Genomic DNA, 13,244 nt, shown 5'->3' on the forward strand with positions numbered 1-13,244 from the left:
GACGAGCGCCGGGCTTGACGGCGCGACGGCTGCCCGAATAGCGCCACAACTCGTCCGCGACCGCGCCCCGATGCGGCGCGATCGCGGCATGTGCCGAGGTTTCAATGGCATGGACCGGGGAGTGCAACCCCGGCATCCCGATGCCCTTGTACTATCGCCCTAGGAGCGAACCGTGTCTTCCCGCCTGCAGTGGCCCCAAGCCTTGAAACCCCGCTATCTGATCCTCGGCGCGCTGGTCGCCGGCGGTGCGTGGTTCGCGCTGAACCCGCCGACCGAATCGATCGCGCACGGCGAGATGGGCGTTCGCCTCAATCGCTGGACCGGCTCCGCCTCGCCGACCGGCGAAGGGCTCGTCGTCGTGATTCCGGGCATGCACGAGCTGCGCCGTTATCCGCTGCAGGACCGCATCTATCGCCCCGAGCGCAGCGCGAAAGCGACCGGCGAGGCGCCGTTCCAGTCGAACGAGGGGCTGTCGCTCGGCGTCGAGATCGCGATTCGCTACGCGCTCGATCCCAAGAACCTCGACGCGATCGCTCGCACCTTGCCGCAGGACATCGACAGCCAGCGCGTGGAACCCGCCGTGCAGGGCGTCATCTACAAGGTGTTCACGCGCTACACGGTCCGCGAGATCTTCTCGACCAAGCGGCAAGAGCTGCAGGACGCGCTCGAAACCGAACTCAAGCCGCGTCTGGCCGCCGACGGCATCGTGCTGCATTCGGTACTGATCGGCAATGTGGACCTGCCGGCCGACTACCGCGCGGGCATGGACAAGCTGCTCGCGGTCGAACTCGAAACCGAGCAGATGAAGTACACGCTCGAGCTCAAGGAGAAAAAGGTCAAGGAAGCCGAGCTCGTGGCCGACGCCGAGAAGGTGTCGCGCGAGAAAAAGGCCGAGGCGGCGGCGTCCGAGCAGGTGATCGCGGCGCGCGCGCAGGAGGAAGCGATGAAGCACGTGCTGCCGTTCAAGCAGAAGCAGATCGAGCAGCGCCAGCTCGAAGCCGAAGCCGAGAAGGCCTCGCGCATCAAGATCGCCGAGGCCGCGGCGCAGGCGCGCCGCATCGAGGCGGCCGGCGAAGCCGATTCGCGCCGTGCGCTCGCCGAGGCCGAGCTCGACCGCCTGGAGAAGATCGGCAAGGTGCAGAGCGATCAGATGCAGCGCGACGGCGAACTGATCACGCGGCATCCGCTGCTGATCCAGAAGACGCTCGCCGACAAGCTGTCGGACAAGGTGTCGGTGATCATCGCGCCGCCGCCGGCCGGCGGCGGCTTCATCGGCGACACGCTGCTCGGCACCAGGACCGTCGCGCACCAGCCCGACGCGAACTGAGCCACGCCGCCATGTCGAAAATTGTCGCAATTATTCTATTCATAGCCGCCGCGTGGAACGCCGCGGCGGAACCGGCCGCCGCGATCGTCGTGCAGGATGCGATCGCGCTGCGCGCCGCCGCGAAGGATTCGTCGCCGCTGCAGGCCACGCTGTGGCAGGGCGAAACGCTCGAAGTGCGCGGCGAGCGGCAGGACTATCTGCAAGTCTACGACCATCGCCGCGAACGCGGCGGCTACGTGCGCGCCTCGCAGGTGCGGCGCGTCGGCTTAGCGGCGACGGATGCGCCGGAGCTGTTGTCGGTCGTGCGCTTCCTGCGCGAAACGCCGGGCGCCGAGGCGCTCGGCATCGCCTATGTCGCGGCGTATCTCAAAGCGGCGCCGGGCGAGGCGATCACGAGCGAACCGTTTTTCGCGCTCGGCACGATGGCCGAGCGGCTCGCGCGGCGCGCGTCGTCGCGGCGCGCGAAGGCCGACGACGCGACGATCGCGGCGCACCTGGAAGTGGCCGCGAGCCTCGGCGTCGCGATCGCCAGCCGCGAGCGCGACGGCCGCATGCTGCTGTGCTACGACGGCGAGGCGTATCGCCGTGTGCTCGCGCTGCCGTCGTCCGACGTCGAACGCGCGCAGGCCGCGCTCGCACTGACGCGGCCCGAGTGCATCGCGCCGGACCTGACGCCCGCGCAGCGCTACGACCACGACGCGTGGCGCATCGCGGTGCTCGCACAGGCGCCGCGGCAGAATCTGTCCGAGCATCTGAAGAATCGCCTGCGGCTGCGCAGCGCCGGCGTGCAGGCGAGCTACGCGTTCGCGCGCGTGCGCCGCGGCGAAGACGCGCAGGAAGCGGCAAGTCTCGCGCTGCAGGAACTGGCGTCGGTCAACAAGATGGAATTGGCGGAAGAAGACGCGAACGCGTACGCCGAAGCCGCGGTACGCGTCGGCGCGTCGCGCTGGGGCGCGGCGGCGGCGCCGGTCGCGGTGAGCGGCCTGCGCGTCGCGACGAGCGCCGGCGAACCGGGCGAGACCTGCGTCGCACTCGTCGATGCGAAACACGGCGAGAAGACGCCGCTCGCGCGCCGCTGCACGTATGGGCTCGTGTGGAACGCGTCGGCGAGCGCGAACGCGGCCGGCACGGCGCTCGCGCTCGCGGTGCAGCCGCTCGACGCGTGGCGCGAGCTGTGGGTGTTCCAGCGCGACGGCGATGCGTGGCGCATCGACGTGCTGCCGCCGGGCGCCGACGCGCCGGAACTCGGCTACGTCGAATTCGCCGGCTGGGTGCCGGGCAAGCCGCAGATGCTCGCGGCGCGCGAAGTGCGCGTCGACGGCCGCTTCCGGCGCACGTTCGAGGTCGTCGACCTTGCGACGCTCGCGGTCGAGAAGAAGGTCGACGACCCGGCGTCGCTCAGCGTGTTCTATCGCTCGCAGGATGCGGCGTGGAAGCGGCAGACGGTGGCGTTGCGGTAGACGACTCGCACTGATCCGGCGTGCGCACGCAGCGAAACCGCACCGCGCGCCGGCCCGCGACGACGTCGGCCGTCACGTCGTCGAACGCGGCGCCGTTCCACGCCAGATAGTGCGCGCCCGGCACGCTCGCCGGATCGATGTCGGGCGTGAGGTTGAAATAGCGAAACGCGAGATTGCCGATTTCCAGCGTGCGCACGAGGCGGCCGTTCTCGGCGAGCGGCACGAGCGGCGCGAAGCGCGCCACGGGCGCCGCCGCCGGCAGGTTGTGCATCCACGGCGTGACGTCGGTCTCGAACGTGCAGCCGAAGAGGCGCGCCGGCGACGTTGCGACGGCCTTGACGATGCTGTCGGTGAAGCCGGGCCACGCGCCGTGCGGATCGGTGACGTCGAGCAGAAAGACGTGGCAGGGCGCGTCGCCGTCGAGTGCGAGCCGGTCGATCGCGCGCGCGGCGCCTTCGGCGAGCGCCTTGGGCGTGCCGTTCGCGAAATCGCGCAGCTGCGCGGCGAGACGGTGCGACGCGAACGCGTAGACGGCGACGACGAGCGGCAGCACCGCGGCGAGGACGACGCGCGAGGCCGCGTTGCGCGCGGCGGCGTCGACCGCGATCGCGGCGAGCATCGCCATGCCGAGCGCGCCGACGTAGTAGAAGCGCATCTTGTACACGACGTCGAACGCGCCGGTGTCGGGCGCGATGAAGAACTGCATCATGTCCAGGCCCGGCGCCTGCACGAGCGCCGGCGCGGCGACGAGCGCAAACGCGACGGCGAGCGCCGGCCACCGCTCGCGCCATGCGGGCAGCGCCGCGCGCGCGCCGAACGCGACGGCGCCGAGCGCGAACGCCGCGGCGGCGCCCGCGCAGAGCGACGCGGCGTACGACAGCCGCGCGCCGAAGCCGCCGATCGTCGCGAAGCCCGCGAAATATTTGACGAGCCCGTCGCGGATCAGCGCCGGCAGCGCGCCGGGCGTGTACAGCGTGTACTCGCGATCGTCCGGCAGCACGTAGCCGCGCCACAGATACCACGCGACGGTCGCGACGCCGACAGCGGCGACCGCGAGCGCACGGCGGCGCAGCGGCCACGGCGCGAGCGCCCACATCAGCGCGAGTGCCGGCGCGAAGGCGAGGCCGATTTCCTTCGCGAACATCGCGCCGAGGAGGCAGGCGAGTGCGAGCGCGGCGTACGGCGTGCGCGGCGCGTCGACCGCATGGCGCTGGCCGAAACGCAGCGCGGCGAGGCCCATGAATGCGGCGACGAGGTCGAAGCGATCCGACAGCCACGCCGTCGCGCCGATGCCGATCGGATGCAGCGCGTACAGCGCGGCGCCGGCGAGCGCGGCGGCGCGCCCGACGTTGCAGCCGCGGATGACCGCGTACAGCATCCACGCGACGCCGACGTGCAGCGCCGCGTTGCACGCGTGCTGCCACCACGGCGTGACGGCGCCGGCCTGCGCGGTGAGCCACCAGACGAGGAGCGTCAGCGGGCGATAGTAGAACCCGCCGCCGCCGGGCATGCTGTCCTGCGCGAAGATCGGCCATGGCGTGTCGAGCAGGCGCGCGAACGCGAGCATCACGTAGTCGTCGAGCAGGAAATACGCGTCGAGCGCGGGTGCGTGGACGAGCGCGACCGCGCCGGCGAGCAGCAGCGGCGGCAACAGTCGGGCGAGGCGTGCGTCGGGCATCGAAGGCGGTCCGTTCCCTGGAAGGAAGGCCGGCGTGCGCCGGCCGCAATCCGGCAATGTGCGCGGTGTGCCGCGCGGCGTCAACGGCCGGGCGTGTGTGCGATCTTCGCCGCCGAGGGTGTAGATTCGCCGCAGGGTATGAGCCGGGAGATCGCGATGAAGTTCGCCCGCAACGTATTCGGACTCGCCGGCCTGTACGGCCTCGCCACCGTGCTGCCGCTGTTTTTCATGGAGGCGAAGGTCGGCATCGACACGCCGCCGCCGATCACGCACCCGGAGTTCTACTACGGCTTCGCCGGCGTCGCGCTCGCATGGCAGTTCGCGTTCTTCGCGATCGCGCGCGAGCCGGTGCGGCTGCGGCCGGTCATGCCGTTCGGCGCGTTCGAGAAGATCGCGTTCGGCGTCGCGACGATCGTGTTGTATCTGCAAGGCCGGCTGCCGGCGCAGATGGCCGGGTTCGGCGTCGTCGATCTCGTGTTCGCGGCACTGTTTCTCGTGGCGTATGCGCGGACGCCGCGGCGCTGGTCACTCTAGCGGGTAGAGCGACAGCAGCGTCAGCACGAGCGCTGCCTGCGCAATGCCGCAGACGATCGCAAGGACGTGTCTCCGGGTGCGTCGTGCCGCGGCGTACCGCAGTACGGCCGTCGCCCAGAGCGCCGCGGTCAGGCCCAGCGGCTACGTGTAGAGCACCGCTGCGACGACGACGAAGACCAGCAGTCGCGGCATCGCGACGGCGCCAGCAGAATCAGCAGCAACAGCGCGTCGACGACGAGCGGAACGCGCACGAGCGCGACATAGGGAAATCGGCGGATCGTCGTCGTTCGCGTCATCGGTCCACGGATTCTGCCACGCGGCGCAGCACTTCGAGCGTCAACGCCAGTTGCGCGCAGCCGCACGCGATCGCCGCGAGATGCCGCCACGATCGCAAGCCGCCCGCGCGATACAGCGCCAGCAGCGCGAACGGTACGACGAAGACCTGCAGGAGGCCGACGCACAGATACACCACCCCGACGCGGTGCGCGCCGACCGTCGTCATTCCGCCGAGAATCACGACGAGCTGTACCCCGTTCGCCAGCAGCGGCGCGCGCACGAGCAGGGCGTACGGAAAATACCGTACGACGGGATAAGTGGACATCGGGATTCGCGGCCAAAGGGTGTCGGCGCTTACAGACCCGACTGCCGGCCGGAAGTTCGCGCGTCAGCCCGGCGGCGCGTCGCCGTCTTCGCCGCGTGCCACGACGCGCGTCGCCGCAAGATCGGCCGTCACGTTGCCGACCGTCGCGAACACGTCAGGCACGAGTTCCACCGCGAGCAGCAACCCCATCGGCTCGATCGGCAGGCCGAGCGACTGGACCACCGGCAGGTTCATGCCCATGAACGTCGCCTGGCCCGGCAGGCCGGCCGACCCGATGCTGATCGCGACCGCGAGCACGACCGCGAACGCCCACTGCGCGACGCCGACGTCGACGCCGTACGCCCATGCGATGAACGCGCTGACGCCGATGTACTGGATCGGGCTCGTGATGCGGAACAGCGAAACCGCGAGCGGCAGCACGAGCGCGGCGACCGGCCGCGGCGTGCCGAGCCGCTCCTGCGATTCGAGCATCGCCGGCAGTGACGCGAGCGACGACTGCGTGCTCGCCGCGACCGCCTGCGCCGGCGCCGCCGCCGCGGCGAAGCGCACGACCGTGCGACCGCCGAACGCCGCGACGACGCCGTACATCGCGAGCGCGGCGATCAGATACATCGAGCATTGCAGCGCGAGATAGCCGCCGAGCGCCGCGAGCATGCCGGCGCCCGCGTTCGCGGCGACCGGCAGGATCAGCGCGAACACGCCGAGCGGCGCGAGCCACAGCACCCAGCCGACGATCACGGTCATCGCGTCGGCGACGCCCTGGAAGAACGCGACGATCGTCGCGCGCCGCGCCGCGTCGATGCGCGTCAGCGCGAACGCGAAGGCGAGGGTGAACACGACGAGCGGCACGATCGCGCCCTGCGCCGCCGCGCCGACGGCGTTCGTCGGTACGATGCTGCCGAACCAGTCGACGAGGTTCAGCGCCGCGCCCGGCGCCGCCGGCGTGCCGCCGCTCGCCGCATGCAGCGACGCGGCGACCGACGCGTCGCGCGGCAGCAGCGACAGGAACGCCGGCGCGTACAGCGCCGCGAACACGGCGCCGCCGAAGAGGATCGCGAGAAACGTCAGCACCGAGCGCCGCGCGACGCGGCCCGACGCCGCGGCGTCGGTCGCGAGATTCACGCCGACGATGATCAGCGCGACGACGAGCGGCACGATCGTCATCTGCAGGCCGTTGAGCCAGAGCCGGCCGACCGGTCGCAACACCGCCGACGCGGTCGCGGCCGACGACGGATCGACCTGCGCGAGCGCGAAGCCGAGCGCGGCGCCCGCGGCGAGTCCCAGCAATACGCGTGTCGCGCTCGTCATGAGGTTTCCGTACGTCGGGGCCGGCGCCGGCGGGCGCACAGCGTTGCGGATTCGCGGACCGGCGGCAAAGCGATTGCCGGCATATGTTTATTCAAGGATCGATGAGGTGGCGCATGCGTTCGACGTTCGCGCCGAGGCGCGCGGCGCCGTCGCCGATGCGTTCGCACAGCGCGAGAAACAGCACGTCGAGCAGGTGCTGCAGCGCCGCGCAGTACAGCAAGGGTTCGACGGCGGGGCGCTCGTCGTGCGCCGAGACGAGCAGCGACGCGTCGGCGTGCGCGCGCAGCGGGTTGGCGGTGTGGCGCGTGACCGACACGACCTTGCCGCCGCGCTCGCGCAGGTCGCGCGACAGCTGTGCGAGCGCGTTCTGGCGGCCGTGTTCGGAGAACACGAACATGACGTCGCCGTGCGTCGCGGTCGCAAGGCTCGTCGACAGGAACACCGGGTCGCAGTGATGCACGGTGTGGATGTCGAGCAGCGACAGCTTGAGCGCGAACGCCTGCGCCTGGATGCCGTCTTCGCCGAGGCCGGTGACGAACACCTTCGGCGCGCCGGCGATCGCCGCGGCGATCGCGTCGAGCTGCGCCGGCGCGTTGATCGCGCGCGTTTCGGCCTGCGCTTCGAGCTTGCCGCGCGACAGGCCGTCGGCGAGCGCGGCGTACGGGTCGGCGACGGCGCGCACGGCGTCCGCGTCGTCGTTCGACTGGTTCTCGATCGCGCGATGGTGCGCCACCGATTCGCCGACCGAGAGCTTCAGATCCGGATAGCCCTTGAAGCCGAGCTTCTGGCTGAACTTGACGACGCTCGACTGGCTGATCTTGAGCGCGTTGGCCACCTGCTGCGACGAGTAGTCGCGCAACAAGTGCGCATTGTCCAGAATGAAATCGGCGATGCGCCGCTCGATCGCCGACATCTGGTCGCGCTCGGCGCGGATCTTGACGAGCGGCGACATGTCAGTCACGCAGCAGCTCGAGTCCGCGGATCTCGCGGATGCCGAGGCCCGGCGAATCGGTGACCGAGATTTCCGATTCGTTGAAGATCACGCCGCCGTCGACCGGATTGAAGCTGCACAGCGACGGCCCGTCGAGATCGACCTTCGTGATGACGTTCGACTTGGCGACGGCGACGTGCACGGCCGCCGACACGCTGATGCTCGTTTCGAGCATGCAGCCGATCATGCATTCGACCTGGTACAGCGCCGCGATGTCGGCGATGCGGATCGCGTTGGAGATGCCGCCGGTCTTCATCAGCTTGATGTTGATGATGTCGGCCGCGCGCATCTTGATGAGTTCGATCACCTCGATCGGCCCGAACACGCTTTCGTCGGCCATGACCGGCGTGTGCACGCGGTCGGTCACGTACTTCATGCCTTCCAGATCCTGCGCCTTCACCGGCTGCTCGACGAGTTCGAGCCGCACGCCGGCGTCCTCGAGCGCCTGCACGGCGTACACGGCCTGCTTGGCGGTCCAGCCCTGGTTCGCGTCGAGACGCAGGAGCGCGCGGCCTTCGACCGCGGCGTAGATCGCCTTGATGCGTTCGATGTCGACGCCGATGTCCTTGCCGACCTTGATCTTGAGCGATTCGAAGCCGCGTTCGACCGCGGCGAGCGAGTCGGCCACCATCTTGTCGATGTAGTCGACGCTGATCGTGATGTCGGTCGTGATCACCGGGTCGCCGCCGCCGAGCATCTTGTACAACGGTGCGTTGTACAGCTGGCCGAAGAGATCGTACACCGCGATCTCGACCGCGGCCTTCGCGCTGAAGTTCTTTTCCAGCGCGCCCTGGATAAGCTGCGTGATGCGGTTGAGGTTGGCGATTTCCTCGCCGACCAGGCGCGGGAAGATGAACTTGCGGATCGCCTCGATGATCGAGCCGTGCGTATCGCCGGTGATCACGGCGGTGGCGGGCGCTTCGCCGTAGCCGACGTGGCCGGTGTCGGTGTTGACGATGACGACGATGTCCTCGATCGTCTCGACGGTGCGCAGCGCGGTCTTGAACGGCGTCTTCAAGGGCACGCGCAGCATCCCGAACCGGATATCCGTAATCTTCATCTTATTTCCTGATGCGCTGAATGCTGTAGATGCGATCGATGTAGCTGGTGTTTTCGTTGAGCAGCAACGGCGTCAGCGGCGATACGGAAACGGCGTTCAGATGCACGCGCGTCATCTCGCCCTTGTCGTTGCGGTAGCTGATGCCGGTCGTATCGTGGATGACGTACGGCTCGCCGTCGACGTGGCCGATCACCATCATCACGTGGCCCGGAATGAAGATCAGGTCGCCGGCTTCGAGCGCGCGCAGCGCCGCCAGGCGTGTGGCAGCATCGTCGCGCTCGGTGAACGCGAGGCGGTTGAGCGCCGGGCTCACGGCCATGTCGCGCGTGTTGCGCGGCAGGGTCACGCCGAAGCTGCGGTAGATTTCCGAAACGAAGCCGGAGCAGTCGCGCGCGTTGTACGAATGGCCCCAGCCGTAGCGCTCGCCGAGAAACTTGAAGCCCTGTTGCAACAGGTGCGCCGCGGTCAGCGGCAGATAGTCGCTCGACGTTTCGTTCGTCTTCGGCAGCAGCGCCGGCACGAATTCGAGCCGGCCGTTCGCGTCGCGCGCCGGCAGTTCGATGACGTGCGAGGTGTACGGATGCTGGCCGTTGACCGGGCGGTCGGCCGGCCACTGCGCGAGCACCGGCACGCGCACGCCCATGTCGAGCTGCAGCTCGGAAACGTCCGGGCGCTCGGGCGTGTGCACCGTGCGCGCGGCGGTGCCGACGACGACGAGATGCGGCTCCTTGTCGGCATAGCCGAGCACTTGCGCGCGCTCGCCTTCGGCGACGTGGTCCTTTTCGATCCACGCCGCGTACAGCGGGCTTGCGACGAACCACCAGCGGCCGTCGCGGCTCGCATGCACGAGCGCGACCGGCGTGCCGGGAAACAGCGCCGATTCCTGGAAGCGGTCGATGTCGGTGTCGCCGCGCGACGTGAACACGCGCAGGCGCGTGGGGAACGCGCGCAGGTCGGCGCGGCGCACGACGAGGCCGTAACGCACGGGCGTCGCGTCCGGTATCGCCGCGACGTTCGCGTCGGCGACGAGCGCGTCGAGCGTCGCGGCCGGCACCGGTTCGCCGCGTTCGTCGTACAACGGCTTGTCGGGCCGCGACGAGAGGTCTTCGACCCAGCCGGCGATCGTTGCGCGCGGCAGCGTCGCCGGCAATGCGGCGAGGTCGTGCACCGACGCGTCGGTTTCGACGAGCCGGCGGTTCTGCGCGGCGATCGCGGCGGCGTCGAGAATCACGCGCGACGGATGCGACTGCCGGTCGATCCAGTAGTCGGCGTTCAACTGCGGCTCCTCGACGCCGACGATGGCGTGCGGCGGGGCCGTCGCCTTGCGCGCCGCCGGGGCGGTACAGGCGCCGAGCAGGACGGCGCCGAGCGTGATGACGATGAATCGCATGCGTTCAACTCGCAACGGGCGCCAGCGCCGACAGCACGCTGGCCATGGTGAGGCCCACGCCGGTGCCGAGCACGAGGCCGAGCATGGCCATCAGCACGGCGACCGGCACGAGCGCGGGCGAATACACGGCGGCCAGCAGCGGCGCCGACGCGACGCCGCCGATCTGCGCGAGCGAGGCGATGCCGACGAGATGCAGGTCGAAACGGAACAGCCGCGCGGCGCCGGCCAGCAGCGCAATGTGTACGGCGAGCACGGCGAGGCCGCACACGACGAACAGCGGTGCCGCGGCGATGCCGGCGAAGCTCGACTGCGAACCGAGCACCGCGACGATGCACGCGAGCAGCGCGCCGCCGAGCGCGTTCGCGCCGGGCAGCCGAGCGAGCGGCGTGTGCGCGACGACGAGGCCCGCGGCCGTCGCCGCGAGCAGCGTCCACGACGTCGGCGTGAGGAATCCGGACGTCGGCAGCCGCGCGGCGAGCGCCTGCGCGCCGACGCCGACGAGGAGGGCCGATCCCAGCCACGCGAGCACGCTGCCGGCATCGGCGGGTTCGTTCGCGCGCGGCGCGGCGACCGCCGGGGCGGGGCGCGCGTCGGCGCGCGTCCAGCGGTCGAACGCGGTCGCGAGCGGCGCCGAGGCGAACAGGGCGATCACCCACAGCGAATAGCACAGCGCGTCGGCGAGCAGCACCGGCGGCAGCGAGCTGTCGGCGAGGTCGATCGCCTGTTTCACAGCGAGCAGGTTCGCCGAACCGCCGGTCCACGTGCCCGACAGCGCCGCGAGCATCTTCCAGCCGTCGGCGGGCAGCCAAGTGCGGAACGCGAGATAGCACAGCACGATCGCCGCGAGGATGCTCGCCATCGCGCACGCGAACACGGCGATGAGACGCGGGCCGAGCGCGACGATCGCGCGCAGGTCGCAGCCGATCATCAATAGAAAGAGCAGGGCGGGCAGCAGCTGCGCGACGATCGTGCGCTGCGCCGACTGGATCTCGGGCGTCGCCTGCCACAGGCCCGCGACGGCCAGCGCCATGGCCGCGAGATACGTCAGCACGATCGGCGGCAGCACGCCGAACACGCGCCAGCGAAAGCGCTGTTCGAGCGCCGGAAAAACGCCCGCGGCGAGCAGCATCATCGCGAGATACGGCCAGACCGACTGGATCATTCGCTCCCCGTGTGCGATCGCGGGCGTGGCGTTCGCCGGCCCTGTTGCGAATATCTGATTCCCTGTAGATGAAAGTCAAGAATAAATTATTGACCGTCCGTTTCGGCCATGTTACACAGCCGGCGGAAGGTCACGATCGCGGGGGCGGCGCAGGCGTGAATACGAAGGCGGGATTGTCCACGAGTGTACTCGCGCTGACGGCGTGGCTGTGCGCGGCGCAGGCCGTCGCGGCGGGCGCCGACATCGTGGCGCTGGTGGACGCGGGACAGTTCCGGCGTGCCGAGCGCGAGATCGCGGCAACGCTCGCGTCGACGTCGGCCAAGCCCGACGAGCGTCGCGCCGCGCAGTTCGAACGCGAACGCATGCGCCGCATCCGGCTCGACTTCGCGCTGTCGCGCGCCGACCTCGACGCGAAACTCAAGGCGGCGATTCCCGACGCGAGCGCCGACGACGTCGCGCGCTGGGAAAAATCCGGCGCGCTCGAACGCCTGACGATCGACGGCGAGCCGCGCTATTTCAACAGCGCCGTGGCGAACCTGTTGCGCATCGACCAGGCCGCCGCCGCGCGCAACCGCGGCAAGCCGCCGTCGGCCGGCGACGGACCGCTGTATCGTCTCGCGCCGTATCACGAGGAAGTGCGCAAGCTCGCGCTTGCGAGCGGTCGCGCGAACGTCGCGCCGCGGCGCGTGAAGATCGGCTACTCGCTCACCGTCAACGCCGACGCCGTGCCGGCCGGCGAAACCGTGCGCGCGTGGCTGCCGTTTCCGCGACCGCAGGCCGGACGGCAGGAGGCGATCAGGCTCGTCGCGAGCGAGCCCGCGCGCCACGAGATCGCGCCGGAATCGACGCCGCAGCGCACCGTATACCTTGAGAAAACCGCGCAGGCCGGGAAGCCGACGCAGTTCTCGATCGACTACGAACTCGTCGTCTACGCCACCTACAACGCGATCGACGCCGACAAGGTGACCGCCGCGCCGTCGACACCGGAACTCGCGCCGCACCTCGGAGAGCGCCCGCCGCATATCGTGTTCACCGACGCGATGCGCGCGTACTCGCGCAAGATCGTCGGCGACGAGAAGAATCCCTATCGCATCGCGCAGAAACTGTTCGCCGCGGTCGACGCGACGCCCTGGGCGAGCGCGCGCGAATATTCCACGATTTCCAATATCGGCGACTACGCGCTGCACGCCGGCCACGCCGACTGCGGGCAGCAGACGCTGCTGCTGATGACGCTGCTGCGCCTGAACGGCATTCCGGCACGCTGGCAATCGGGCTGGGAGTTCGACGACAGGGCGTTCGACACGATGCACGACTGGGGCTGGCTGTATCTGGCGCCCTACGGCTGGGTGCCGATGGATGTGACGCACGGCAGGCTCGACTCGGCCGATCCCGCGCTCGCGTGGTTCTACCTCGGATCGCTCGACGGCTGGCGCGTCGCGTTCAACGACGACTACGGCCGCGACTTCGTGCCGCCCAAGCAGCACTTCCGTTCCGAAACCGTCGACCTGCAGCGCGGCGAAGTGGAGTGGAAAGGGGGAAACCTGTACTTCGACCAGTGGGACTATCGCTTCACCTGGCAGATCCTGCCGGCGGACGGCGCGCCGCCGCAGGCGAGCACGGAGCACGTCTTCGCGCGCCACTACCACGCCGGCGTGACGCCGGTTCTGTAAACAGAAAACCGCGTGCCGGCCACGGCGGCGAAGCGGTTCGAAGAACCGCTCCGGCACAGGGAT

At 69.8% G+C, this 13,244-nt stretch carries 11 protein-coding genes; 4 read left to right on the forward strand and 7 right to left on the reverse strand.

Features of this window, described 5'->3' with window-relative positions; translation table 11 throughout:
• Window positions 1–172: 172 nt before the first annotated feature.
• Together OD750_RS18275 and OD750_RS18280 are read left to right on the forward strand one after the other, a co-directional pair.
• The gene (locus tag OD750_RS18275) at window positions 173–1,327 is read left to right on the forward strand and encodes an SPFH domain-containing protein (protein WP_263544058.1); all 1,155 of its coding nucleotides are present in this window, start codon (window positions 173–175) and stop codon (window positions 1,325–1,327) included.
• Window positions 1,328–1,338: 11 nt separating this feature from the next.
• Window positions 1,339–2,787, forward strand: a complete 1,449-nt coding sequence (locus tag OD750_RS18280) for an SH3 domain-containing protein (protein ID WP_263544059.1) — start codon at window positions 1,339–1,341, stop codon at window positions 2,785–2,787.
• Here OD750_RS18280 and OD750_RS18285 read toward each other — a convergent pair.
• Complete coding sequence (locus OD750_RS18285) at window positions 2,726–4,465, reverse strand: hypothetical protein (RefSeq protein WP_263544060.1); 1,740 nt, start codon at window positions 4,463–4,465, stop codon at window positions 2,726–2,728. The two genes, OD750_RS18280 and OD750_RS18285, sit on opposite strands and share 62 nt — an antisense overlap.
• 156 nt (window positions 4,466–4,621) lie before the next feature.
• Here OD750_RS18285 and OD750_RS18290 point away from each other — a divergent pair, with 156 nt between their 5' ends.
• Window positions 4,622–4,999, forward strand: a complete 378-nt coding sequence (locus OD750_RS18290; protein ID WP_263544061.1) for a hypothetical protein — start codon at window positions 4,622–4,624, stop codon at window positions 4,997–4,999.
• Between the two features lie 292 nt (window positions 5,000–5,291).
• Here OD750_RS18290 and OD750_RS18295 read toward each other — a convergent pair whose 3' ends face one another.
• From OD750_RS18295 to OD750_RS18320, 6 genes are all read right to left on the reverse strand, one after another.
• The gene (locus tag OD750_RS18295) at window positions 5,292–5,600 is read right to left on the reverse strand and encodes a hypothetical protein (RefSeq protein WP_263544062.1); all 309 of its coding nucleotides are present in this window, start codon (window positions 5,598–5,600) and stop codon (window positions 5,292–5,294) included.
• Window positions 5,601–5,663: 63 nt separating this feature from the next.
• On the reverse strand, window positions 5,664–6,908 hold the full coding sequence (locus OD750_RS18300) for a dicarboxylate/amino acid:cation symporter (protein ID WP_263544063.1): 1,245 nt from the start codon (window positions 6,906–6,908) through the stop codon (window positions 5,664–5,666).
• Window positions 6,909–6,999: 91 nt separating this feature from the next.
• Complete coding sequence (locus OD750_RS18305) at window positions 7,000–7,860, reverse strand: MurR/RpiR family transcriptional regulator (protein WP_263544071.1); 861 nt, start codon at window positions 7,858–7,860, stop codon at window positions 7,000–7,002.
• Between the two features lies 1 nt (window position 7,861).
• Window positions 7,862–8,959, reverse strand: coding sequence for a dipeptide epimerase (locus OD750_RS18310; protein WP_263544064.1), 1,098 nt, complete (start codon window positions 8,957–8,959; stop codon window positions 7,862–7,864).
• 1 nt (window position 8,960) lies between these two features.
• Window positions 8,961–10,349 (reverse strand): C40 family peptidase, encoded by a 1,389-nt coding sequence (locus OD750_RS18315; protein WP_263544065.1) that lies wholly within the window; start codon window positions 10,347–10,349, stop codon window positions 8,961–8,963.
• Window positions 10,350–10,353: 4 nt separating this feature from the next.
• Window positions 10,354–11,511 carry a DUF819 family protein gene (locus tag OD750_RS18320; protein ID WP_263544066.1) on the reverse strand — a complete coding sequence of 386 codons (1,158 nt, stop codon included), beginning with the start codon at window positions 11,509–11,511 and terminating at the stop codon, window positions 10,354–10,356.
• A gap of 173 nt (window positions 11,512–11,684) precedes the next feature.
• Between OD750_RS18320 and OD750_RS18325 the strand changes: the two genes are divergently transcribed.
• The gene (locus OD750_RS18325; protein ID WP_425508240.1) at window positions 11,685–13,181 is read left to right on the forward strand and encodes a transglutaminase-like domain-containing protein; all 1,497 of its coding nucleotides are present in this window, start codon (window positions 11,685–11,687) and stop codon (window positions 13,179–13,181) included.
• Window positions 13,182–13,244: the final 63 nt, after the last annotated feature.

It is taken from the genome of Tahibacter soli, from assembly GCF_025717065.2.
GTDB classification, from domain to species: domain Bacteria; phylum Pseudomonadota; class Gammaproteobacteria; order Xanthomonadales; family Rhodanobacteraceae; genus Tahibacter; species Tahibacter soli.